The organism is Pseudomonas sp. GW823-FHT05G12 (assembly GCF_058795575.1).
On the sequence record NZ_CM179501.1, the window covers coordinates 4,602,813 to 4,625,429 of the forward strand.

23 protein-coding genes are annotated in these 22,617 nt (G+C 62.2%); 14 read left to right on the forward strand and 9 right to left on the reverse strand.

Annotated elements, in window-relative coordinates; translation table 11 throughout:
• Positions 1-18: 18 nt before the first annotated feature.
• From AC3RCM_RS20990 to AC3RCM_RS21010, 5 genes are all read right to left on the reverse strand, one after another.
• The gene (locus AC3RCM_RS20990) at positions 19-510 is read right to left on the reverse strand and encodes a CS1 type fimbrial major subunit (protein WP_064491540.1); all 492 of its coding nucleotides are present in this window, start codon (positions 508-510) and stop codon (positions 19-21) included.
• Positions 511-578: 68 nt separating this feature from the next.
• Positions 579-1,064 (reverse strand): CS1 type fimbrial major subunit, encoded by a 486-nt coding sequence (locus AC3RCM_RS20995; RefSeq protein WP_014861130.1) that lies wholly within the window; start codon positions 1,062-1,064, stop codon positions 579-581.
• A 155-nt stretch (positions 1,065-1,219) separates the two neighbouring features.
• Positions 1,220-2,884 (reverse strand): cation acetate symporter, encoded by a 1,665-nt coding sequence (locus AC3RCM_RS21000; RefSeq protein WP_012053405.1) that lies wholly within the window; start codon positions 2,882-2,884, stop codon positions 1,220-1,222.
• The gene (locus AC3RCM_RS21005) at positions 2,881-3,192 is read right to left on the reverse strand and encodes a DUF485 domain-containing protein (protein ID WP_010952786.1); all 312 of its coding nucleotides are present in this window, start codon (positions 3,190-3,192) and stop codon (positions 2,881-2,883) included. Before AC3RCM_RS21005 ends, AC3RCM_RS21000 begins: the two co-directional genes overlap by 4 nt.
• Positions 3,193-3,396: 204 nt before the next feature.
• Positions 3,397-4,257 (reverse strand): glycine betaine ABC transporter substrate-binding protein, encoded by an 861-nt coding sequence (locus tag AC3RCM_RS21010; protein WP_064491541.1) that lies wholly within the window; start codon positions 4,255-4,257, stop codon positions 3,397-3,399.
• 197 nt (positions 4,258-4,454) lie between these two features.
• On the opposite strand from AC3RCM_RS21010, the gene AC3RCM_RS21015 reads away from it, so the two are divergent.
• Complete coding sequence (locus AC3RCM_RS21015; RefSeq protein WP_104887168.1) at positions 4,455-6,020, forward strand: glycoside hydrolase family 17 protein; 1,566 nt, start codon at positions 4,455-4,457, stop codon at positions 6,018-6,020.
• A 179-nt stretch (positions 6,021-6,199) separates the two neighbouring features.
• On the opposite strand, the gene AC3RCM_RS21020 is transcribed toward AC3RCM_RS21015, so the two are convergent.
• A complete protein-coding gene (locus AC3RCM_RS21020) occupies positions 6,200-6,565 on the reverse strand; it encodes a hypothetical protein (protein ID WP_014592050.1) in 366 nt (121 codons plus the stop codon).
• 190 nt (positions 6,566-6,755) lie between these two features.
• Here AC3RCM_RS21020 and AC3RCM_RS21025 point away from each other — a divergent pair, with 190 nt between their 5' ends.
• Together AC3RCM_RS21025 and AC3RCM_RS21030 are read left to right on the forward strand one after the other, a co-directional pair.
• On the forward strand, positions 6,756-8,054 hold the full coding sequence (locus AC3RCM_RS21025) for a serine protein kinase PrkA (RefSeq protein ID WP_020193404.1): 1,299 nt from the start codon (positions 6,756-6,758) through the stop codon (positions 8,052-8,054).
• A gap of 73 nt (positions 8,055-8,127) precedes the next feature.
• Entirely contained in the window at positions 8,128-8,874 is a 747-nt protein-coding gene (locus AC3RCM_RS21030; protein WP_050545954.1) for an MlaA family lipoprotein, read from the forward strand.
• An 87-nt stretch (positions 8,875-8,961) separates the two neighbouring features.
• Here the strand turns inward: AC3RCM_RS21030 and AC3RCM_RS21035 are convergent, their stop codons facing one another.
• Positions 8,962-10,110, reverse strand: a complete 1,149-nt coding sequence (locus AC3RCM_RS21035) for a patatin-like phospholipase family protein (protein ID WP_020193406.1) — start codon at positions 10,108-10,110, stop codon at positions 8,962-8,964.
• A gap of 27 nt (positions 10,111-10,137) precedes the next feature.
• Complete coding sequence (locus AC3RCM_RS21040; RefSeq protein WP_064491552.1) at positions 10,138-11,073, reverse strand: lipid A biosynthesis lauroyl acyltransferase; 936 nt, start codon at positions 11,071-11,073, stop codon at positions 10,138-10,140.
• Between the two features lie 111 nt (positions 11,074-11,184).
• Here AC3RCM_RS21040 and minC point away from each other — a divergent pair, with 111 nt between their 5' ends.
• The 7 genes from minC to AC3RCM_RS21075 all read left to right on the forward strand — a co-directional run bounded on the left by minC (position 11,185) and on the right by AC3RCM_RS21075 (position 17,926).
• Positions 11,185-11,946 (forward strand): septum site-determining protein MinC, encoded by a 762-nt coding sequence (gene minC / locus AC3RCM_RS21045; protein ID WP_020192896.1) that lies wholly within the window; start codon positions 11,185-11,187, stop codon positions 11,944-11,946.
• 109 nt (positions 11,947-12,055) lie between these two features.
• Entirely contained in the window at positions 12,056-12,868 is an 813-nt protein-coding gene (minD, locus tag AC3RCM_RS21050; protein WP_003252574.1) for a septum site-determining protein MinD, read from the forward strand.
• A 3-nt stretch (positions 12,869-12,871) separates the two neighbouring features.
• The gene (gene minE, locus AC3RCM_RS21055) at positions 12,872-13,126 is read left to right on the forward strand and encodes a cell division topological specificity factor MinE (RefSeq protein ID WP_003252572.1); all 255 of its coding nucleotides are present in this window, start codon (positions 12,872-12,874) and stop codon (positions 13,124-13,126) included.
• A 151-nt stretch (positions 13,127-13,277) separates the two neighbouring features.
• The gene (locus tag AC3RCM_RS21060; protein ID WP_019436776.1) at positions 13,278-13,913 is read left to right on the forward strand and encodes an RluA family pseudouridine synthase; all 636 of its coding nucleotides are present in this window, start codon (positions 13,278-13,280) and stop codon (positions 13,911-13,913) included.
• 169 nt (positions 13,914-14,082) lie between these two features.
• Positions 14,083-15,372 (forward strand): M18 family aminopeptidase, encoded by a 1,290-nt coding sequence (locus AC3RCM_RS21065; RefSeq protein ID WP_104887167.1) that lies wholly within the window; start codon positions 14,083-14,085, stop codon positions 15,370-15,372.
• A gap of 194 nt (positions 15,373-15,566) precedes the next feature.
• Positions 15,567-15,734: a hypothetical protein gene (locus tag AC3RCM_RS21070; protein WP_003252566.1), complete on the forward strand. Its 168-nt coding sequence runs from the start codon at positions 15,567-15,569 to the stop codon at positions 15,732-15,734.
• 44 nt (positions 15,735-15,778) lie between these two features.
• Complete coding sequence (locus AC3RCM_RS21075) at positions 15,779-17,926, forward strand: mechanosensitive ion channel family protein (protein WP_325948717.1); 2,148 nt, start codon at positions 15,779-15,781, stop codon at positions 17,924-17,926.
• 31 nt (positions 17,927-17,957) lie between these two features.
• Here AC3RCM_RS21075 and AC3RCM_RS21080 read toward each other — a convergent pair whose 3' ends face one another.
• Positions 17,958-18,671: a UTRA domain-containing protein gene (locus AC3RCM_RS21080; protein WP_003252562.1), complete on the reverse strand. Its 714-nt coding sequence runs from the start codon at positions 18,669-18,671 to the stop codon at positions 17,958-17,960.
• 327 nt (positions 18,672-18,998) lie between these two features.
• Between AC3RCM_RS21080 and AC3RCM_RS21085 the strand changes: the two genes are divergently transcribed.
• The 4 genes from AC3RCM_RS21085 to AC3RCM_RS21100 all read left to right on the forward strand — a co-directional run bounded on the left by AC3RCM_RS21085 (position 18,999) and on the right by AC3RCM_RS21100 (position 22,617).
• Positions 18,999-20,063, forward strand: a complete 1,065-nt coding sequence (locus AC3RCM_RS21085; RefSeq protein ID WP_064491331.1) for an ABC transporter substrate-binding protein — start codon at positions 18,999-19,001, stop codon at positions 20,061-20,063.
• A 127-nt stretch (positions 20,064-20,190) separates the two neighbouring features.
• Positions 20,191-20,997 carry an alkaline phosphatase family protein gene (locus tag AC3RCM_RS21090; protein WP_492629128.1) on the forward strand — a complete coding sequence of 269 codons (807 nt, stop codon included), beginning with the start codon at positions 20,191-20,193 and terminating at the stop codon, positions 20,995-20,997.
• The gene (locus tag AC3RCM_RS21095) at positions 20,994-21,833 is read left to right on the forward strand and encodes an ABC transporter permease (protein WP_010952772.1); all 840 of its coding nucleotides are present in this window, start codon (positions 20,994-20,996) and stop codon (positions 21,831-21,833) included. Before AC3RCM_RS21090 ends, AC3RCM_RS21095 begins: the two co-directional genes overlap by 4 nt.
• Complete coding sequence (locus AC3RCM_RS21100; protein ID WP_003252553.1) at positions 21,823-22,617, forward strand: ABC transporter permease; 795 nt, start codon at positions 21,823-21,825, stop codon at positions 22,615-22,617. The genes AC3RCM_RS21095 and AC3RCM_RS21100 overlap by 11 nt, the downstream gene beginning before the upstream one ends.

Genomic DNA, 22,617 nt, shown 5'->3' on the forward strand with positions numbered 1-22,617 from the left:
CAGGCGGCACTGCTTCAATCAAAGGCTGGTGGAGGAAGTTTCAAACAACACGCTCACTGTCCCGGCATACTCACCCTTCAGATAACCATTGTCGGGCTTTATGGCCTTAAACGTAATGGGAAGATCATTGCCAGCTTTAGCATCTTCCGCGCTCATGACCTCCGCGGGCGTCAACTCCAACTTTTTATCCCCGACAGTGATGATAAGATCAATCTTCTGGTCGGTTTGTGGGTCTTGCAGCGATGCTGTGTGCAGCAGGTGGGCCTGAATAGCGCCGACATCACTCTGTGCCGAGAACTTTTCACTGACCGCCTTGAAGTCTTCGCGCTCCGGCTCATATTCAAGCGTCACGCCTTTCTCCAGCCAGTCCCCTACGGGGGCCACTGAAAAATCATTCCCGGGAATGATCGCCGTCACTGAAATACTCTGGGTGATCGGCTCAGGGGCGGACGCGACAGCGGCACCGGCAAACAATGCAAGGAACGGGACAGCCAATACATAGGATTTCACATCAAACTTCCTTTAACGGTTGCACATCAAATAGCGGGCGCCCTGGGGCACCCGAATGAAATTGCGAATCAGGGCGCCCCTGTTTCAAACATCAAGGTGGCTTGCGTAGTGTAAGTACCAGGCATGCGAGTCGACGACGATTCCGCCATCGGATAGAACCTGAATTGAATGTTTTTTCCCTGAGCAGCTTCAGCAGCACTGATGATTTCAACCGGCGCCGTGCCCATTTTTTTGCGATTCAACATGATGTGGTATCGACGGGGCGCTACCGCACCGCCCACCCGCGTGAACCGATACTCCGAACGATCTGTTTTCGCGTAAATCGGGCCGTAGGTGCTTTTTACAAACACCTCTTTTTCGATTTGCTTGAAGACGCCCCGGTCCGGGTCATATTCAGCCTGAAGTACGTCTTCCCACCAATTGCCAACCGAGTTCACCTGAAATTCAGGTGCCGACACGACAGCCTGGACACTGATGTCCTGCGGTATTTCCTTTGCCCCTGCAGCGCCCGCCACGCCAAGGAGAGCGAAGGTGATTAAACAGCGTAACTTCATTGAATATTCCCCAAATGTGCCGGCATCTATAGATGCACTTACGACATGAGGGAACTTTATGGGCAGAGCCTCACTATGTATGTAGGCTGTTTCTGACTGCATAAAATAAAAAACGCCCCGACAGGCGGGGCGTTTTTCAATGCAGGGGATTGACGTTAGTGCGAGACCGCCCCGCTGGCACCCAGGCCAGTCTGCGAACGCACGAACTGCGGGAAGAACAGCGCGCGCTCATCCTCAGCCGCCTTGGACTTGTCGGTGACCGAGAAGAACCAGATGCTGACGAAGGCAATGGCCATCGAGAACAGCGCCGGGTACTCGTACGGGTAGATGGCCTTCTCGTGGCCGAGAATCTGTACCCAGATGGTCGGGCCAAGGATCATCAGCGTCACCGCACTCACCAGGCCCAGCCAGCCGCCGATCATGGCACCGCGGGTGGTCAGCTTCTTCCAGTACATCGAAAGCAGCAGTACCGGGAAGTTGCAGCTGGCCGCAATGGAGAACGCCAGGCCGACCATGAAGGCAATGTTCTGCTTCTCGAACAGAATCCCCAGGCCGATCGCCAGCACACCCAAGGCGACAGTGGTGATCTTCGATACGCGGATCTCGTCCTTGTCGTTGGCTTTGCCCTTGCGCCAGACGCTGGCGTACAGGTCGTGGGACACTGCCGAGGCACCGGCCAGGGTCAGGCCAGCCACCACCGCCAGGATGGTGGCAAAGGCCACCGCCGAGATGAAGCCGAGGAACACACTGCCACCCACCGCATTGGCCAGGTGCACCGCGGCCATGTTGTTGCCACCCAGCAGAGCGCCTGCGGCGTCCTTGAATTCCGGGTTGGTGCTGACCAGCAGGATCGCGCCAAAGCCAATGATGAAGGTGAGGATGTAGAAGTAGCCGATGAAGCCGGTGGCGTACAGCACGCTCTTGCGCGCTTCCTTGGCGTCACTGACGGTGAAGAAGCGCATCAGGATGTGCGGCAGGCCGGCAGTACCGAACATCAGTGCCAGGCCCAGGGAGAATGCCGAGATAGGGTCCTTGACCAGGCCGCCGGGGCTCATGATCGCCTCGCCCTTGGCGTGTACCTTGATCGCTTCGGAGAACAGCGTGTTGAAGTCAAAGCCCACGTGCTTCATGACCATCAGCGCCATGAAACTGGCACCGGACAGCAGCAGCACCGCCTTGATGATCTGTACCCAGGTGGTGGCCAGCATGCCGCCGAACAGCACGTACAGGCACATCAGGATACCCACCAGGATCACCGCCACATGGTAGTCCAGGCCGAACAGCAGCTCGATCAGCTTGCCGGCGCCGACCATCTGCGCGATCAGGTAGAACGCCACCACCACCAGCGAACCAGAGGCAGACAGGGTGCGGATTTCCTTTTGCCCGAGGCGGTACGAGGCCACGTCGGCGAAGGTGTACTTGCCCAGGTTGCGCAAGCGTTCGGCAATCAGGAAAAGAATGATCGGCCAGCCAACCAGGAAGCCGATCGAGTAGATCAGGCCGTCGTAACCCGAGGTGAACACCAGCGCGGAAATACCCAGGAACGAGGCGGCCGACATGTAGTCGCCAGCAATCGCCAGGCCGTTCTGGAAGCCGGTGATCTTGCCCCCGGCAGCGTAGTAATCCGATGCCGACTTGTTGCGTTTGGAAGCCCAGTAGGTGATGCCGAGGGTGAAGGCGACGAAGGCCACGAACATGGCGATGGCGGAAACGTTCAGCGGTTGTTTCTGCACCTCGCCGGTCAGGGCATCGGCGGCCCACACGGCGGGTGCGAAGGCTCCGCAGGCCAGTACGGCCAGGGCTTTGGTTTGGCGAATCATTGTTGCGCCTCCTTCAGGATTTCCTTGTTCAGCTCATCGAATTCGCCGTTGGCGCGGCGTACGTAGATGGCGGTCAGGACGAATGCCGAAACGATCAGGCCGACGCCCAGGGGAATGCCCCAGGTAATCGATGACTCAGGACTGAGCTTGGCGCCCAGCACATGAGGACCGTAGGCGATCAGGAGGATGAAGGCGCAGTACAGGCCGAGCATGATCGCCGAGAGAATCCAGGCGAACCGTTCGCGTTTGGTGACCAGCTCCTTGAAACGGGGGCTGTTTTGTATCGAGAGGTAAATGCTGTCGTTCATTGTTTTTGTCCTAGCAGCACAGATACGGGATGGAACCCACACCCTTACTTTATGCTGCCGATGGACGCCAACCAGACGACCTTAGTCTTAGATGCAACGGTGTTTTACCGATTGCGTAACAAAGTAATGACCCGTTCGCGGGTAAACCCGCTCCTGCAGGAGCGGGTTTACCCGCGAAGAAACCCTATTGGCCCTGGAAGGTTATTACTTGCCAGTCCACTCCTTCACACGATCAGGGTGCTTGGCGACCCAGTCCTTGGCGGCCGCTTCAGGCTTGGCCCCTTCCTGGATCGCCAGCATCACCTCGCCAATCTCGTCCTTGGACTGCCAGTTGAACTTCTTCAGGAACTCCGCCACTTCCGGTGCCTTGGTGGCCAGTTCCTTGCTGCCGATGCTGTTCACGGTTTCTGCCGCGCCATATACGCCTTTCGGGTCTTCGAGGAACTTCAGCTTCCACTTGGCGAACATCCAGTGCGGAACCCAGCCGGTCACCGCAATCGACTGCTGCTTGGCATAGGCACGGCCCAGTTCCGCCGTCATCGCCGCACCCGAGCTGGCCTGCAACTTGTAACTGGTCAGGCCATAGTCCTTGATCGCCTGGTCGGTCTTGAGCATCACACCGGAGCCTGCGTCGATGCCAACAATCCTGTCCTTAAAGCTGTTATCGGTCTTGAGGTCGGCAATGCTCACTGCCTTGACGTACTCGGGGACAATCAGGCCGATCTTGGCGTCCTTGAAGTTCGGGCCGTAGTCGACCACGTTGTCCTTGTTCTTGGACCAGTACTCACCATGGGTCACCGGCAACCAGGCCGACAACATGGCATCGAGCTTGCCAGTTGCCACACCCTGCCACATGATCCCCGTGGCCACGGCCTGCAACTTCACGTCATAGCCGAGTTTTTGCTTGATTACTTCGGCAGCCACGTTGGTGGTCGCCACGCTGTCGGCCCAACCATCCACGTAACCAATGCTTACTTCTTTGGCCATAGCCTGTGCAGTGCTCATGGCCATTACCAGGGCGGTGCCCACACCCAGGAAACGTCGCATTTTCTTCAAAGTTGCCATCAAAGCATCCCCTCGTCAGGTCTTGGAGATTGCATCATCTTCCTGCAACACAAGTCGACCTGATCCACCTGCGACCTGCACCCGCCCCATATGCGACAGCACTGTGCCATTAGCGCCATCGGCCTGCCTCGGCCTGCGCGATCCTTGCATGCCAAAGGTTTGGCGCCGGGCTACTATCTAACCTTTTGTGCCAGACGATGGACCGCCACATGCCCAGTTGTAGCCGCCTGTTATTGCCGTTGTACCTGCTTGCCTGCCTGCTGGCCCTGCTCGGGCTGGGGGGGCTCTGGTACGGGCTGGGCAAGCCTGTGCACCTGCCCGATGCGGCCAGCCCTGCGCACAAGCTGCAATGCGCTTCGTACACGCCGTTTGACAAAGACCAGTCGCCTTACGACCAGCCGTTTCGCCTGCGCCCAGCGCGGATGGACGCCGACCTGGCGTTACTGGCCGAGCGGTTTCAGTGCATCCGTACCTATTCCATGAGCGGTCTTGAGGCAATCCCGGCGCTGGCACGCAAGCATGGGCTGAAGGTGATGCTGGGCGCCTGGGTGAACGCCCACCCGGCCGACACCGAGAAGGAAATCAACCTGCTGATCGCTGCTGCCAACGCCAACCCGGACGTGGTCAGCGCGGTGATCGTCGGCAATGAGACACTGTTGCGCAAGGAGGTGACCGGTGCCCACCTTGCCAAATTGATCGCGCGGGTGAAGCGCGAGGTCAAGGTGCCCGTGACCTACGCCGATGTCTGGGAATTCTGGCTGCAGCACCCGCAGGTGGCCCCGGCAGTGGACTTCCTGACCATCCATCTGCTGCCCTACTGGGAGGACGACCCGCGTGGCATCGACGATGCCTTGGCCCACGTTGCCGATGTGCGCCGGGTGTTCGGCACACGCTTCGCGCCCAAGGACATTCTGATTGGCGAAACCGGCTGGCCCAGCGAAGGCCGCCAACGCGAAACGGCGGTGCCCAGCCGGGTCAATGAGGCGCGCTTCATCCGTGGCTTCGTGGCCATGGCGGAGCGCAATGGCTGGCACTACAACCTGATCGAAGCCTTCGATCAGCCCTGGAAACGCGCCAATGAGGGCGCAGTGGGTGGTTACTGGGGGCTATACGACGCGGACCGGCAGGACAAGGGCGTGCTCGAAGGGCCAGTGAGCAACCTGCATGACTGGCCGCAGTGGTTGCTGGCCAGCGCCGTGCTGACGGTGATCATGCTGGGGCTGGCCGGGCGCCCCGCTACACCGATGGCCGCCTTGCTGCTGCCACTGCTGGCAGCGTTTGGTGCCGCTTGCCTGGGCCTGTGGGGCGAGTTGATGCGCACCCATGCGCGCTTTGCCGGGGAATGGCTGTGGGCACTGATGCTGGCCGGGCTGAACCTGCTGGTACTGGCCCATGCGTTGTTGGCGCTGACGCGGCGGGCCGGCTGGCGTGAACGCTTGTTCGCCTGGCTGCAGGAGCGAGCCGGCTGGCTGTTGCTGGCGGCAGGCTTCGCTGCGGCGGTGAGCATGCTGGCAATGGTGTTCGACCCGCGCTACCGCAGCTTCCCCAGCGCGGCGCTGGCGTTGCCGGCGCTGGTGTATGTGCTGTGGCCAGTGCGGGCACGGCGGGCGGAGGTGGCGTTGCTGGCGTTCATCGTCGGCGCCGGGGTGGCGCCGCAGTTGTTCGTGGAAGGGCTGGAGAACCAGCAGGCCTGGGGCTGGGCAGTGGTGAGTGTGCTGATGACAGCGGCATTGTGGCGAAGCCTGCGGATGCGCCAGGCTTGATACTGCATATTCCTCAAGCCCGGCGCGGACCTTGTGGGAGCAACTGTCTTGCTCAATTTCTGAAAGCTGGCGCGATCCCTGTGGGAGCGGGCTTGCCCGCGAACACGGGCGAAGCCCGTGCCATCCACCACGGTGTTGGCTTCGCGGGCAAGCCCTCTCCCACAGGTACGCGCAGCTGCCTACAATGGGGGCTGCCTGACCAGGCGCAACCCCGCCAGCACCAGCGCAAACACCGCAATGCTGGCGGTGTACAGCACCAGCGCCGGCACCGCGAACACCAGTGCCAACACTGCCAGCCACCAGCCGGCACGCGCGGAAACGAACTGGGCCAGTAGCGCAAGGCCCAATCCGCCCCAGGCCATGACTTGATGGTGAATGCCCAACCCCAGCAGCGAACGCACCTCGCACTGCCAATAGGCGGTCGGCACTGCGCACAGCCCTACCCACTGGCCGTCCTCCATCAGGCCGTAACGCACGCCATAACTGGCCGCGAGCCAACCCCCCAGGAACAGCAGCAACAGCGCCGTCGGCAGCGAACGAGACATCCTGTTCTCCAATAGCGGTAATCGAAAGCATCCATGATCGCTTATGCCCGTTTCTAAGGCAAAATCACACCCCGGCAGCTATGTTGCAGATAGCAAGTACGCCAAATGCCACCGCAGCGGGCAACTTTGCCCACCTGGCTGTGGTCCTAGCCTGCACACTGCTCGACCTTGCGTTCTTTTGGGGGATTACATGCTTCGATCTTTGCGCCTCGCTGCCCTGCTCGGCAGCTTGCTCATGGCTGTGGCCGCTTCAGCGCGGGATATCGACGCTGCCAGCTATGGCTACCCTCTTACCAACCCGTTCGAGGCCACCATCGCCACCACGCCGCCGGACAAGCGCCCTGACCTGCCCAGCGACGATGAAATCACTCAGTCCGACTACAGCCTGAACTTGCGCCCGGAACGCGAGTTCACGTTGCCCGACAACTTCTGGGCAGTGAAGAAGCTCAAGTACCGCCTGGCCCGCCAGGATCGCGAAGCGCCGCTGATCTTCATCATCGCCGGCACCGGCGCGCCCTACAGCAGCAGCATCAATGAATACCTGAAAAAGCTGTTCTACCAGGCCGGCTTCCACGTGGTGCAACTGTCATCGCCCACCAGCTATGACTTCATGAGTGCGGCCTCGCGCTTTGCTACCCCCGGCATCAGCCAGGAAGACGCCGAAGACATGTACCGGGTGATGCAGGCCGTGCGCGCCCAGCATCCACGCCTGCCGGTCAGTGATTTCTACCTCACCGGTTACAGCCTGGGCGCGCTCGACGCCGCCTTCGTCAGCCACCTGGACGAAACCCGCCGCAGCTTCAACTTCAAGCGTGTACTGCTGCTCAACCCACCGGTCAACCTCTACACCTCGATCAACAACCTCGACAAGCTGGTGCAGACCCAGGTCAAGGGCATCGACCGCAGCACCACGTTCTACGAGCTGATGCTGGAAAAACTCACCCGTTACTTCCAGGACAAGGGCTACATCGACCTGAACGACGCCCTGCTGTACGACTTCCAGCAGTCGCGCCAGCACCTGTCCAACGAACAGATGGCCATGCTGATCGGCACCTCGTTCCGTTTCTCGGCAGCCGACATCGCCTTCACTTCCGACCTGATCAACCGACGTGGCCTGATCATTCCGCCGAAGTTCCCGATCACTGAAGGCAGCAGCCTCACGCCGTTCTTCAAGCGCGCCCTGCAGTGCGACTTCGACTGCTACATGACCGAACAGGTAATTCCGATGTGGCGCGCCCGCACCGACGGCAACAGCATCCTGCAGTTGGTCAACCAGGTCAGCCTGTATGCCCTGGAAGACTACCTGCGCAGCAGTGACAAGATCGCCGTGATGCACAACGCCGACGACGTCATTCTCGGCCCGGGCGACATTGGCTTCCTGCGCAAGGTGTTCGGCGAACGGCTGACCCTCTACCCCCATGGCGGCCATTGCGGCAACCTCAACTACCGCGTCAACAGTGACGCCATGCTGGAGTTCTTCCGTGGTTAACAAACTCCTCTTCGCCACTGCCCTGCTTGCCGCTGGCCACACCCTGGCCGCCGAAACCGCACCCCGAGCCAGTGTGGTCGAGGCCGACCCGCAGGTGATCGGCACCGCGCCACTGGTGCCCGAAGCCGATGGCTTCCTCGACCCGCTGCGTGAGCTGAAATTCAACCCGGGGCTGGACCAGCGCGAGTTCGAGCGCTCAACCCTGCAGGCGCTGAACGTGTACGACCCGCTGGAGTCGATCAACCGGCGCATCTACCACTTCAACTACCGATTGGACCAATGGGTGCTGCTGCCGCTGGTGAATGGCTATCAGTATGTCACCCCAAGCTTCGTGCGCACGGGGGTGAGCAACTTCTTCAACAACCTTGGCGATGTGCCGAACCTGTTCAACAGCGTGTTGCAGCTCAAAGCCAAGCGCTCGGCAGAAATCACCGCGCGACTGATGTTCAACACGATCATCGGCGTGGGTGGGCTGTGGGACCCGGCGACCAGCATGGGCCTGCCGCGCCAGAGCGAGGACTTTGGCCAGACCCTGGGCTTCTATGGCGTACCGGATGGGCCGTACCTGATGCTGCCGGTGCTAGGCCCATCGAACCTTCGCGATACCACCGGGCTGGTGGTGGATTATGCGGGAGAGCAGGCGGTCAACTACCTGAACGTGGCCGAAGCCAGCACCGATCATCCGGAAATCTTCGCACTGCGCGTGGTGGACAGGCGCTATACGACCAAATTCCGCTATGGCCAGCTGAATTCGCCGTTCGAGTATGAAAAGGTGCGGTATGTGTATACCCAGGCGCGCAAGTTGCAGATAGCCGAGTAAGCCTGCTGCGGCCCTTTCGCGGGTGAACCCGCTCCTACACAGGTATTGGCGCAACCCCTTGTCGCGAAAGGGCCCGCAAAGGCAACATCAAATCCCCAGGAATTCGCAAAGCTCGCGCTTCTTGGCCAGGGCATCGCGCCGCCCCAACTCGATCAGTTCACTGCAATAGCTGGCCTCGAACAGCAAATAGCTCAACACCCCCGCCCCGCTGGTGCGCGTTGCCCCCGGCCCCCGTAAGAACAGGCGCAGCGCCGCCGGCAACTCGCGGCGGTGCCGAGCGGCAATCTCATCCAGCGGCTGGCTGGGCGCCACCACCAGCACGTCGATCGGTGCCAGCCCCAGGCGCCGGGCATCCAGGTGCGCCGGCAACAGCCCGCTCAAGTGATTGAGGCGCTGCAGCAGTTCGATATCGCCTTCCAGGCTGTCAATGAACGTACTGTTGAGCATGTGGCCGCCGATCTGCGCCAGGCTCGGCTGCTGCCCGCTGAACACACGCTGGGGCGGTACAGGTGGCGCTGGCCGCTGCGGGTTTCCGCTGACCCCGACCACCAGCACCCGGCTGGCGCCCAGGTGCAAGGCCGGGCTGATCGGTGCCGACTGGCGCACTGCACCGTCGCCGTAATACTCGCCGCCCAGTTGCACCGGGGCGAACAGCAGCGGGATCGCCGCACTGGCCAGCAAGTGGTCGATGGTCAACGGTGCGGGTACGCCGATACGCCGGTGGCGCAGCCAGGCCTCGATGGTGCCGCGGCCCTGGTAGAAGGTCACCGCCTGGCCAGACTCGTAGCCAAAGGCGGTCACCGCCACGGCGCGCAGTTGCTCGGCGGCCAAGGCGTGGCCGATGCCATCCAGGTTCAGGTGCGTTTGCAGCAGGCTGCGCAACGGGCTGCTGTCGAGCAACGCCACAGGGGCCTGGCCACCCAGCCCCAGCAGGCTGTGGCCAACGAAACGGCTGGCCTGGCGCACGACCCCGGGCCAGTCGCTGCGGATGACCAGATGGCTGCGGAAATTCTGCCAGAAGGCAGTGAGCCGCTGCACGGCGTCATTGAAGTGCACGGCACCACTGGCCAGGGTGACGGCGTTGATGGCCCCGGCGGAGGTGCCGACGATGACCGGAAAAGGGTTGTCCGCGCCGGCGGGCAGCAACTCGGCGATGCCCGCCAGCACACCGACCTGGTAGGCGGCGCGGGCGCCGCCGCCAGACAGGATGAGACCGGTTACCGGGGGTGGTGCCATGGCGTCCTTCCTGGGGTTGATGTGTTTTCAGCGCTTCTTCTTGTCATACAGCCGCGGCGCACCCTCGGGGCGCGACTTGAACCGGCGGTGCGCCCACAGGTACTGCTCGGGGCACTCGCGCAACACGCTCTCGACCCATTGGTTGATGCGCAGGCAATCGGCCTCTTCGCTTTCCCCGGGGAAATCCGTCAGCGGCGGGTGGATGACCAGCCGATAGCCGCTGCCATCCTCCAGGCGCTTCTGGGTGAACGGAATCACCTGCGCCTTCCCCAACCGGGCGAACTTGGTGGTAGCGGTCACCGTCGCCGCGGGGATACCAAACAACGGTACGAAGATGCTCTGCTTGGCACCGTAGTCCTGGTCCGGTGCGTACCAGATAGCCCGGCCCGAACGTAGCAGCTTGAGCATGCCACGTACGTCCTCGCGCTCCACCGCCAGCGAATCGAGGTTGTGACGCTCGCGGCCGCTGCGCTGGATGAAGTCGAACAGTGCATTGCCGTGTTCGCGGTACATGCCGTCGATGGTGTGCTGCTGGCCGAGCAGCGCGGCACCGATTTCCAGGGTAGTGAAGTGCACCGCCATGAGGATCGCGCCCTGCCCCGCCTGCTGGGCGGCCTGCAGGTGCTCAAGGCCCTCGATATGGGCCAGGCGCGCCAGCCTGGCCTTGGGCCACCACCAGCTCATGGCCATTTCGAAGAAGGCGATGCCGGTGGAGGCGAAGTTGGCCTTGAGCAAACGCTGCCGTTCGTCGACCGACAGCTCCGGGAAGCACAGCTCCAGGTTGCGCGCGGCGATGCGCCGACGTTCACCGGCAAAGCAATACATGACGGCGCCCAGCGCGGCACCGATCTTCAGCAGCACCCGGTACGGCAACTGAACCACCAGCCACAGCAGGCCCAGGCCCAGCCACAGGCCCCAGAACTTGGGGTGAAGGAAATAGGGACGAAAACGCGGGCGTTCCATTGAAGCATCCGGAAAGACAAAGGCCGCGCATTCTACAACGGATCAGCGCATGTTGCGGGCAACCGGTGTTCTCGTTATAAGTCAGGGCACTTTTTTCGCAACAAGCCGTCTATGCAGACCATGAGCCCAAACCACACATCCGACACCGCCTCCGTGTTCCAGCTCAAGGGCAGCATGCTCGCCATTACGGTACTGGAACTGGCACGCAATGACCTTGAAGCCCTCGACCGCCAGTTGGCGGCCAAAGTCGCCCAGGCCCCGAACTTCTTCAGCAATACACCGCTGGTGCTGGCGCTGGACAAGCTGCCGGCCGACGAAGGGGCGGTCGACCTGCCCGGCTTGATGCGAATCTGCCGCCACCACGGCCTGCGTACCCTGGCCATCCGCGCCAACCGCATCGAGGACATCGCCGCCGCCATCGCCATCGACCTGCCGGTGCTGCCGCCGTCAGGGGCCCGCGAACGGCCGCTGGAGCCCGAGCCCGAGGTGGTCAAAAAGCCCGAACCGGCCCCGGCGCCACCACCGCCCCCCGAACCCGAGGTGCGCCCGACCCGCATCATTACTTCGCCAGTACGCGGTGGCCAACAGATCTATGCTCAGGGAGGTGATCTGGTTGTGACGGCTTCGGTCAGCCCAGGTGCGGAACTTCTGGCCGATGGCAACATCCATGTGTACGGCGCCATGCGCGGCCGCGCCCTGGCTGGCATCAAAGGCAACACCAAGGCGCGTATCTTCTGCCAGCAGATGACCGCCGAAATGGTCTCGATCGCCGGCCAGTACAAAGTCTGCGAAGACCTGCGCCGGGATCCACTGTGGGGGACCAGCGTGCAAGTCAGCCTGTCTGGTGACGTGTTGAACATCACCCGTCTTTAACGGATACTTGCCAGCATTTTTAGAGCAACTTTTTTACCGTTGCCTTTATTTCGCTATTTCAGTTTTTTGCAGGGACAAGTGTCCCGACTATTTTTAGGGGTGAAACACCTTGGCCAAGATTCTCGTGGTTACTTCCGGCAAGGGGGGTGTGGGCAAGACCACTACCAGCGCCGCCATTGGTACCGGCCTCGCACTGCGCGGCCACAAGACCGTCATTGTCGACTTCGACGTGGGCCTGCGTAACCTCGACCTGATCATGGGCTGCGAACGCCGCGTGGTGTACGACTTCGTCAACGTGGTCAACGGCGAAGCCAACCTGCAACAGGCCCTGATCAAGGACAAGCGCCTCGAGAACCTGTACGTGCTGGCCGCCAGCCAGACCCGTGACAAGGACGCGCTGACCCAGGAAGGCGTGGAAAAGGTACTGATGGACCTGAAGAAGGACTTCGAGTACGTCATCTGCGACTCGCCGGCCGGTATCGAAAAAGGTGCTCACCTGGCCATGTACTTCGCTGACGAAGCCATCGTGGTGACCAACCCGGAAGTTTCGTCGGTACGTGACTCCGACCGCATGCTGGGCATTCTGTCGAGCAAGTCGCGCCGCTCCGAAAACGGTGAAGAGCCGATCAAGGAGCATTTGCTGATCACCCGCTACCACCCTGAGCGCGTCGTCAAAGGCGAAATGCTGAGCGTGGCCGACGTGGAAGAAATCCTGTCGATCAAACTCAAGGGTGTGATCCCGGAATCGCAGGCCGTCCTCAAGGCGTCCAACCAAGGTATCCCGGTCATTCTCGATGACCAGAGCGATGCCGGCCAGGCCTACAGTGATGCGGTCGACCGCCTGCTGGGCAAAGAGAAGCCGATGCGCTTCATCGATGTACAGAAGAAGGGATTCTTCGAGCGCATTTTCGGGAGCAAATAAACCATGAACCTTTTTGACTTCTTTCGTGGCAGACAGAAACAGACCAGCGCGTCGGTAGCGAAAGAGCGTCTACAGATCATCGTGGCGCACGAGCGCGGCCAACGCAGCGAACCGGACTACCTGCCCGCGCTGCAGAAAGAACTGCTGGAAGTGATCCGCAAATATGTGAACATCGGCAACGATGATGTGCATATCGAGCTGGAAAACCAGGGCAGCTGCTCGATTCTGGAGCTGAACATCACCCTGCCGGATCGCTGATCCGCGTAGTCGACAATTTGGGGCTGCCTTGCAGCCCTTCGCGGGCAAGCCTGCTCCTACAGGGGAACGCATACCCTTTGTAGGAGCGGGCTTGCCCGCGAAGGGCCGCAAAGCGGCCCCAGCGTTTACTGCTATTTTCGGGAGACCTGCAATGCCGCTGTCGAATGTCCAGATCCTCTTCGAAGACGCCGCCATCCTGGTGATCAACAAACCGACCCTGCTGCTGTCGGTACCTGGCCGTGCCGAGGACAACAAGGACTGCCTGATCACCCGTCTGCAGGAAAACGGCTACCCCGATGCGCTGATCGTGCACCGTCTGGACTGGGAAACCTCCGGCATCATCCTGCTGGCCCGCGATGCCGACAGCCACCGCGAGCTGTCGCGCCAGTTCCACGACCGTGAAACGGAGAAAGCCTACACCGCACTGTGCTGGGGCCAGCCGGCGCTGGACAGCGGCAGCATCGACCTGCCACTGCGCTACGACCCACCGACCAAACCACGGCATGTGGTGGACCACGAGCAGGGCAAGCACGCCCTGACCTTCTGGCGTATCGTCGAGCGCTGCGGCGATCACTGTCGGGTGGAGCTGACGCCGATTACCGGGCGTTCGCACCAGCTGCGCGTGCACATGCTGTCGATCGGGCACCCGCTGCTGGGTGATCGCCTGTACGCCAACCCGCAAGCCCTGGCGGCCCATGAGCGGCTGTGCCTGCATGCCTCGATGCTGAGCTTTACCCACCCGGTGTCCGGGCAGCGGTTGAAGTTCGAGTGCCCTGCGCCGTTCTGATTTTGCAGGGCCTGTAACGGCCTCTTCGCGGCTAAAACCGCTCCTACAAGGGCCGCACTGCGCTCAGGGGCTGTGCAATGCCTGTGGGAGCGGCGTTAGCCGCGAAGATGCAGACACAAATTGTCGACATTCTGCGTTAAACTCGCGCCACTGCTGTCTGGAGTGAGCTATGCGCGACGCACTGAATACCGGCCTCATCGAATTTCTCAAGGCCTCCCCCACGCCCTTCCATGCCACCGCCAGCCTGGTCCAGCGCCTTGAGGCGGCCGGCTACAAGCGCCTGGACGAGCGCGACAGTTGGGACACCGAGACTGGCGGCCGCTACTACGTCACCCGCAACGATTCTTCAATCATCGCCATCAAACTGGGCAAGCAGTCGCCGCTGCTCAATGGCATCCGCATGGTCGGCGCCCACACTGACAGCCCGTGCTTGCGGGTCAAGCCTCAGCCCGAGCTGCAGCGCCAGGGCTTCCTGCAACTGGGCGTGGAAGTGTATGGCGGCGCGTTGCTGGCCCCCTGGTTCGACCGCGACCTGTCGCTGGCCGGCCGCGTCACCTACCGCCGTGACGGCAAGGTCGAAAGCCAGCTGATCGACTTCAAGCTGCCAATCGCGATCATCCCCAACCTGGCGATCCACCTGAACCGCACCGCCAACGAAGGCTGGGCGATCAACCCGCAGAACGAACTGCCCCCCATCCTCGCCCAAGTGGCCGGTGACGAACGCATCGACTTCCGCGCCCTGCTCACCGAGCAACTGGCCCGCGAGCACGAGCTGATCGCCGACGTGGTGCTGGACTACGAGCTGAGCTTCTATGACACGCAGGACGCCGCGCTGATCGGTCTGAATGGCGACTTCATCGCCGGCGCCCGCCTGGACAACCTGCTGTCGTGCTACGCCGGTTTGCAGGCCCTGCTGGCCGCCGACAGCGACGAGACCTGTGTGCTGGTGTGCAACGACCACGAAGAAGTCGGCAGTTGCTCGGCCTGCGGTGCCGATGGCCCGATGCTGGAGCAGACCCTGCAGCGCCTGCTGCCCGATGGCGACACCTACGTGCGCACCGTCCAGCGCTCGCTGATGGTGTCGGCCGACAATGCCCACGGCGTGCACCCCAACTACTCCGACAAGCATGACGGCAACCACGGGCCGAAGCTCAACGCCGGGCCCGTGATCAAAGTGAACAACAACCAGCGCTACGCCACCAACAGCGAGACGGCCGGGTTCTTCCGCCACTTGTGCATGGCCGAGGAAGTACCGGTGCAGAGCTTTGTGGTGCGCAGCGACATGGGCTGTGGCTCGACCATCGGGCCGATCACCGCCAGCCACCTGGGTGTGCGCACGGTGGATATTGGTTTGCCGACCTTTGCCATGCACTCCATTCGCGAGCTGTGTGGCAGCCATGACCTGGCGCATCTGGTGAAGGTACTGACCGCGTTCTACCGTAGCCGCGAGCTGCCGTGATGTAAGCAGGCGCGGCCTATTCGCGGGTGAACCCGCTCCTACGGGGTTGTGCGGTCCCCGTAGGAGCGGGTTCATCGAGGCGTCGAACCGCCGCGAACAGGCCGCGCCTGCTTAAACGTGCTCAAGGTCAATCACGCCTCGTTGGCCAAGCGCTATGCTTGTTACATGGCCCCACTGCAAAAGGATTGCTGTCCATGTCCCCGTTCCTGTCACTGTTCGTCCCGGTGTTCCTGTTCCTGATGCTGCTGACCATCGGCTTCAGCATGCGCGAACGCAACATCGGTGTACTGATGATGTGGGTCGGCACCCTGGGTATTTTCGGCCTCACCTGCTGGAAGATCCTCGAGAAACTGCCGACATAAACCTCTACACTCGGTCAATCGTTTGACCTGAGGTAGATTTGCCAGTGCCTGCCCTCCTGCGTTACCTGTTCCTGTTGCTCTTGCTTTTCATTGCCCCGGTACAAGCGGCGGGCTTGCCTGGCCTGCTGGGCGGCAGTGCGCCCGCGCAACCAGAGGCCACCGAGCCGCTGGGCAAGTCGCTGGACGAGGTGATCAAGAACCTCGAAAACGACCAGCAACGGGCCAAGCTGCTGGCCGACCTGAAAAAACTGCGCGACGCCACCCGGCAATCGCAACCCAGCGTTGAACAGGGCGTACTCGGCCTGATCGGCGGTGCCCTGCATGACTTTGAAAAACAGTTCAGCGGCGATGCCAGCCCATTCCACCGCTGGGCCGCGGAAATCGAACAGGCCCAGGCCGAACTGGCGGAACTGGTGGTGCCCGTGCACCAGTGGCCGGCGATCCTGTTCGGTTTTGCTGCAGTGATTGCCGTGTGGAGCGTGCTGGCCTATGCCTTCAACTGGGTCGGCCATCGGGTCCGCCTGCGCTTTGGCCTGAGCGAGGAACTGCCACAGCACCCGCGGACCTGGGACCTGGTGCGCTTTGCCTTGCGCAAGCTCGGCCCCTGGCTGGTGGCGCTGGTGTTCACGGTGTACCTGAGTTTCGTGCTGCCGCCATCACTGGGCAAATCCCTGGCAATGGTGCTGGCCTACGCACTGGTGGTCGGTACCTGCTTTTCGGCCATTTGCGTCATCGCCTTTTCCTTGCTGGACGGCCCACACCGCCACCGCGCCCTGCACATCCTGCGGCGCCAGGCGTTTCGCCCGTTGTGGCTTATTGGCAGCTTCGCCGCGTTTGGCGAGGCGATGAGCGATCCACGCATGCTGGTTGCCCTCGGTACCCACCTGGCCCACACCCTGGCTACCTTGGCCAATGTGATTGCGGCACTGTGTACCGGGCTGTTCATCCTGCGCTTCCGCCGGCCGATCGCCCACCTGATCCGCAACCAGCCACTGTCGCGACGCCTGACCCGACGTACCCTCAGCGATACCATCGAGATCCTCGGCAGCTTCTGGTTCATTCCGGCGCTGATCCTGGTGGCCATTTCGCTGTTCGCCACCTTCGTCTCCGCCGGCGACACCAGCACCGCCCTGCGCCAGTCGCTGATGTGCACCGTGCTGGTGGTGGTGTGCATGGTGCTCAACGGCCTGGTGCGCCGCCATGCCGCCAACCCCAAGCGGGCCAGCAAGCGCCAGGCGGTGTACACCGAACGCCTGCGCAACTTCGGCTACCTGCTGGTGCACCTGTTCATCTGGCTGGTGTTCATCGAGTTGGGCCTGCGTGTGTGGGGCGTGTCGATGATCAGCTTCGCCGAGGGCGACGGCCATGACATTAGCCTGCGCCTGCTGGGCCTGGCCGGCACGCTGATCGTGGCCTGGCTGGTGTGGATCCTTGCCGACACCGCCGTACACCATGCCCTGGTGCGCTCGCGCCGGGGGCTGGCCAACGCCCGTGCGCAAACCATGATGCCGTTGATTCGCAACGTGATGTTTGTGGTCATCTTCATCATCGCGGTCATCGTCGCCCTGGCCAACATGGGCATGAACGTCACCCCGCTGCTGGCCGGTGCCGGTGTGATCGGCCTGGCCATCGGTTTTGGCGCGCAGTCGCTGGTGGCCGACCTGATCACCGGCCTGTTCATCATCATCGAAGATTCGCTGGCCATCGACGATTACGTGGATGTCGGCGGCCACCTGGGCACGGTGGAAGGGTTGACCATTCGTACCGTGCGCCTACGCGACATCGACGGCATTGTGCATACCATCCCGTTCAGCGAAATCAAGAGCATCAAGAACTACTCGCGGGAGTTCGGCTACGCGATCTTCCGCGTGGCAATCCCGCACAGCATGAACATCGACCAGGCGATCACGCTGGTTCGCGAAGTGGGGCAGAAGCTGCGCAACGACCCGCTGATGCGCCGCAATATCTGGTCGCCGCTGGAGCTGCAGGGGGTGGAGAGCTTCGAGTCAGGGTCGGCGATCCTGCGGGCGCGGTTCAAGACCGCGCCGATCAAGCAGTGGGAGGTGTCGCGGGCGTTCAACCTGGCCTTGAAGCGGCAGCTGGATGAAGCCGGGCTGGACCTGGCGACGCCGCGGTTGTCGGTGCAGGTGGTGACAGCCGGTGGGGGTGGAATGACCGAGGCCGGCTCGTAGGAGCGGGTTTACCCGCGAAGAAGGCAACACATCATCCAGCCTGGGCACGAATGCGGATCGCATCATGCCGCCAATACTCGAGGTCACAGTCGATCAAGTGCCCATGCTGGTCGCTGTTGACCCGGGTAATGTGCAACCCCGGGCTGCCCGCCGACACTTTCAAGGCACTGGCCGCCTCCACCGGCAACGCTGTCGGCAGGATCTCGAAGCACACCTGCCCGTACTCGATGCCATACACCCGCCCATAAATCTCGGTCAGTGACTGCGCCAGGTCGTGTTCGAGAATGCCTGGAAAGTAACGGGGGTTGAGGTAATGCTCGGCATACAGCACCGCCCGCCCGTCAATCCGCCGTAACCGGCAGACGCGCACCACACTGGACAACGCCGGCAGCTGCAAGCGTGCACAGATGGCCGCCGAAGCCGGCTGCAGCCTCGCCGACAGCAGTTCGGTACTGGCCACCCGCCCCTGATCGCGTACCATGGCATGGAAGTGGCTGCGCTCGATCAGGTCGTAGGTCAAGCGCTGCGGCGCAACGAACCAGCCTCGGCGCTCTTCTCGGTAGATCAAGCCTTGGGCCTCCAGCTGCACCAACGCCTCACGCAGGGTAATGCGCGTGGTGTCGAACACCTCGCTGAGCCGCCGCTCGGCCGGCAGCTTGCCGCCCGGCGCCAGCAGGCCATGCTCGATCTGCTCCTGCAGGGCATGGCAGATGGCTGTTACCGCACGCGGGGGCGTCGACTGCATCGAAAGGTTACCTATCTGGACTAGTCCAGCCCCATCACAGGGCAGGTTGAGAATAGTGCAAGCCTAGGCAGGGCTGATGAACATCCTGTGACAAAGCTTGGGCCAGGCACTGCCAGAAACGCGCCAAGCCAGCAGAACCGGGGCGATTACCTGGTCTACGCTGTAGCTTCAGGGCCCTTGCCGGCCCCCTCCCTACATCAAACTGTCACGCAAGCGGCCTACCTTGGCTCAAGGTTTGCTGACCTAGACCAAAGGTGCCAGTCAAAGGCTTGCAACGGCTTTACCCAGAACAACGATCGCAAAGGCACCCACCCAAAGGAGCTTCGGATGAAAAAGTTCTTCATGGCGTCACTGCTTGGTTCGGCCATCGCGTTGTGCACCACGGCCATGGCCGCCGGCACTGACCTCAAGGCCCTGGAAGACGCCGCCCGCAAGGAAGGCACTGTCAACAGCGTGGGCATGCCCGACGCCTGGGCAAACTGGAAAGGCACCTGGGAAGACCTGGCCAGCAAGTACGGCCTCAAGCACAGCGACACCGACATGAGCTCGGCCCAGGAACTGGCCAAGTTCGAAGCCGAGAAGGACAACGCCAGCGCCGACATCGGTGACGTGGGTGCCGCCTTCGGCCCGATCGCGGTGACCAAGGGCGTCAGCCAGCCTTACAAGCCAAGCACCTGGGACCAGGTGCCGGAATGGGCCAAGGACAAGGACGGCCACTGGGCGCTGGCCTATACCGGCACCATCGCTTTCATCATCAACAAGGACCTGGTCAAGGAAGAGGAACGGCCGAAAACCTGGCATGACCTGGAAAAAGGCAAATACAAGGTCGCCATCGGTGACGTCGGCACCGCCGCCCAGGCCGCCAACGGTGTGCTGGCTGCGGCCATCGCCTACAAGGGTGACGAAAGCAACGTGGCGCCGGGCCTGCAGCTGTTCACCAAGCTGGCGCAGCAGAAGCGCCTGTCGCTGGCCAACCCGACCATCCAGACACTGGAGAAGGGCGAGGTGGAAGTTGGCGTGGTGTGGGACTTCAACGGCCTGAGCTACCGTGAACAGATCGACCCAAAACGTTTTGAAGTGCTTATCCCCTCGGACGGCTCGGTGATTTCCGGCTATACCACGGTCATCAACAAGTACGCCAAGCACCCCAACGCGGCCAAGCTGACCCGTGAATACATCTTCAGCGACGCCGGGCAGATCAACCTGGCCAAGGGCCATGCGCGGCCGATCCGGGCCGAGCACCTGAAGCTGCCGGCGGATGTGCAGGCCAAGCTGCTGCCCAACGACCAGTACGCTGCCGCCCAGCCGATCAAGAATGCCGAAGCCTGGGAAGCCACCTCGAAGAAACTGCCGCAGATGTGGCAGGAGCAGGTGATCATCGAGATGGAGTAAGGGGCTGGGCTTTGTAGTGCCTGATCCGGCCCTTTCGCGGGTAAACCCGCTCCTACACAGGGATACGCGATACATAGGAGCGGGTTTACCCGCGAAGATGCCAACGCGGTTCATGACTGGAGAAAACATGCAACACAACGTCATCCTGGTCCTGCTCGACGGCCTCAACTACCAGGTCGCCCATCATGCGATGGGCCACCTGCACGCCTACGTCGAGGCCGACCGCGCCGCGCTGTACCGCTTGGAATGCGAGCTGCCCTCGCTGTCGCGGCCGCTGTACGAATGCATCCTCACCGGCGTGCCACCGATCGACAGCGGCATCGTGCACAACAACATCAACCGCCTGTCCAACCAACGCAGCGTGTTTCACTACGCCCGCGAGGCCAACCTGGGCACTGCGGCGGCGGCCTATCACTGGATGAGCGAGCTGTACAACCGCTCGCCCTTCGATCCGCAGCGCGACCGCCATACCCACGCGCCGAAACTGCCGATCCAGCATGGGCTGTTCTACTGGGACGACCGTTACCCCGATTCGCACCTTCTGGCCGATGGCGAGTACCTGCGCCGCCGCCACGCGCCCAACTTCCTGTTGGTGCACCCGATGAGCGTTGACGACGTGGGTCACCGCCACGGCCTGGACAGCAGCCAGTATCGCAACGCTGCGCGCAGCGTCGACATCCTGCTGGCCGACTACCTGCCCGGCTGGCTCGAAGAGGGCTACCAGGTGTTGGTCACCGCCGACCACGGCATGAACAACGACCGCTCGCACAACGGCCTGCTGGCTGAAGAACGTGAAGTGCCGCTGTTCGTCTTCGGCGACGCCTTCAGCCTGGACCCGGCCGCCAAACCGCTGCAAACCGAACTGTGCGGCACCATCTGCGAGCTGCTGGGCGCCGCGCACGACAAGACGGTTTGCCGGGAGTTGCTGAAGTGAATGGCGGCATACGTGGCCGCTACCTGGCCCTGCTCTGCCTGCTGCCGTTCGCCGTGTTCTTCGTCATTTTCCAGGTCGCCCCGCTGGCCTGGGTGGCGATCAACAGCCTGCAATCGGAGGCCGGCTGGGGCATCGACAACTTCAGCAAGGTGTTCGCCTCCAAGTTCTACCGGCAGGCGTTGCAACGCAGCCTGGAAATCAGCTTCTGGTCGAGCGTGTTCGGCATCGTCATCGCTACCCTCGGCGCCTATTCACTGCGCCAGGTGGACTCGAAGCTGCGCGACTTCGTCAGCGCCTTCGCCAACATGACCAGCAACTTTGCCGGCGTACCGCTGGCCTTTGCCTTCATCATCCTGCTTGGCTTCAACGGCGCGCTGACGCTGCTGCTGAAGCAGGTCGGCCTGCTGGAAGACTTCAGTATCTATTCCAAAAGCGGCTTGATCCTGGTGTACACCTACTTCCAGATCCCGCTGGGCGTCTTGCTGCTGTACCCCGCCTTCGACGCCCTGCGCGAAGACTGGCGCGAGTCAGCCGCACTGCTGGGCGCCAACCACTGGCAGTTCTGGCGACACATCGGCCTGCCGGTGCTGGCCCCGGCACTGCTGGGCACCTTCGTCATCCTGCTGGCCAACGCCCTGGGCGCCTACGCCACGGTGTACGCACTGACCACCGGCAACTTCAACGTACTGCCGATCCGCATCGCCGGCCTGGTGGCGGGCGACATCAGCCTCGATCCGAACCTGGCCAGCGCCCTGGCGATGGTGCTGGTGGGGCTGATGACGCTGGTCACGGTGGTGCATCAATGGCTGCTGAAAAGGAGCTACCATGCGCGCTGACATCCGTTCCGGCGGCTGGTACCACCGCCTCGTGGTCTACCTGCTGTTCCTGATCCTGCTGCTGCCCCTGGCCGGCACCCTCCTCTACTCGCTGGCCACCAGCTGGTCGGCGAGCCTGCTGCCCAGTGGCCTGACCCTGAAGTGGTATGCGGCGCTGTGGAGCGAGCCGCGTTTCCTCGCGGCCTTCGGCCAGTCGCTGCTGGTGTGCGTAGGCGCGCTGCTGCTGTCGGTGGTGCTGATCTTGCCACTGCTGTTCGTGGTGCATTACCACTTCCCGCGGCTCGACGCGCTGATGAACATCCTCATCCTGCTGCCATTCGCGGTGCCGCCGGTGGTGTCGTCGGTGGGGCTGCTGCAGCTGTATGGCAGCGGGCCGATGGCCATGGTCGGCACACCGTGGATCCTGATCGGCTGCTACTTCACCATCGCCCTGCCGTTCATGTACCGGGCCATCACCAACAACCTGCAGGCCATCAACCTGCGCGACCTGATGGACGCCGCGCAGTTGCTCGGCGCCAGCACCTGGCAGGCCGCACTGCTGGTGGTGCTGCCGAACCTGCGCCAGGGCCTGATGGTGGCAGTGCTGCTGTCGTTCTCGTTCCTGTTCGGTGAATTCGTGTTTGCCAACCTGCTGGTCGGCACCCGCTACGAGACCCTGCAGGTGTACCTGAACAACATGCGCAACAGCAGCGGCCACTTCAACAGCGCGCTGGTCATCTCCTACTTCGCCTTCGTGCTGGTACTGACCTGGGTCGCCAACCGCCTGAATAAGGACAAGACCTGA

What these genes read in the sequence shown, in the direction of transcription:
- AC3RCM_RS20995 (WP_014861130.1), bottom strand. Translation starts at nt 1,064, where the DNA reads ATGAAGTTACGCTGTTTAATCACCTTCGCTCTCCTTGGCGTGGCGGGC.
- AC3RCM_RS21000 (WP_012053405.1), bottom strand. Translation starts at nt 2,884, where the DNA reads ATGATTCGCCAAACCAAAGCCCTGGCCGTACTGGCCTGCGGAGCCTTC.
- AC3RCM_RS21005 (WP_010952786.1), bottom strand. Translation starts at nt 3,192, where the DNA reads ATGAACGACAGCATTTACCTCTCGATACAAAACAGCCCCCGTTTCAAG.
- AC3RCM_RS21010 (WP_064491541.1), bottom strand. Translation starts at nt 4,257, where the DNA reads ATGGCAACTTTGAAGAAAATGCGACGTTTCCTGGGTGTGGGCACCGCC.
- AC3RCM_RS21015 (WP_104887168.1), top strand. Translation starts at nt 4,455, where the DNA reads ATGGACCGCCACATGCCCAGTTGTAGCCGCCTGTTATTGCCGTTGTAC.
- AC3RCM_RS21020 (WP_014592050.1), bottom strand. Translation starts at nt 6,565, where the DNA reads ATGTCTCGTTCGCTGCCGACGGCGCTGTTGCTGCTGTTCCTGGGGGGT.
- AC3RCM_RS21025 (WP_020193404.1), top strand. Translation starts at nt 6,756, where the DNA reads ATGCTTCGATCTTTGCGCCTCGCTGCCCTGCTCGGCAGCTTGCTCATG.
- AC3RCM_RS21035 (WP_020193406.1), bottom strand. Translation starts at nt 10,110, where the DNA reads ATGGCACCACCCCCGGTAACCGGTCTCATCCTGTCTGGCGGCGGCGCC.
- AC3RCM_RS21040 (WP_064491552.1), bottom strand. Translation starts at nt 11,073, where the DNA reads ATGGAACGCCCGCGTTTTCGTCCCTATTTCCTTCACCCCAAGTTCTGG.
- minC (WP_020192896.1), top strand. Translation starts at nt 11,185, where the DNA reads ATGCAGACCATGAGCCCAAACCACACATCCGACACCGCCTCCGTGTTC.
- minE (WP_003252572.1), top strand. Translation starts at nt 12,872, where the DNA reads ATGAACCTTTTTGACTTCTTTCGTGGCAGACAGAAACAGACCAGCGCG.
- AC3RCM_RS21060 (WP_019436776.1), top strand. Translation starts at nt 13,278, where the DNA reads ATGCCGCTGTCGAATGTCCAGATCCTCTTCGAAGACGCCGCCATCCTG.
- AC3RCM_RS21065 (WP_104887167.1), top strand. Translation starts at nt 14,083, where the DNA reads ATGCGCGACGCACTGAATACCGGCCTCATCGAATTTCTCAAGGCCTCC.
- AC3RCM_RS21070 (WP_003252566.1), top strand. Translation starts at nt 15,567, where the DNA reads ATGTCCCCGTTCCTGTCACTGTTCGTCCCGGTGTTCCTGTTCCTGATG.
- AC3RCM_RS21080 (WP_003252562.1), bottom strand. Translation starts at nt 18,671, where the DNA reads ATGCAGTCGACGCCCCCGCGTGCGGTAACAGCCATCTGCCATGCCCTG.
- AC3RCM_RS21085 (WP_064491331.1), top strand. Translation starts at nt 18,999, where the DNA reads ATGAAAAAGTTCTTCATGGCGTCACTGCTTGGTTCGGCCATCGCGTTG.
- AC3RCM_RS21090 (WP_492629128.1), top strand. Translation starts at nt 20,191, where the DNA reads ATGCAACACAACGTCATCCTGGTCCTGCTCGACGGCCTCAACTACCAG.
- AC3RCM_RS21100 (WP_003252553.1), top strand. Translation starts at nt 21,823, where the DNA reads ATGCGCGCTGACATCCGTTCCGGCGGCTGGTACCACCGCCTCGTGGTC.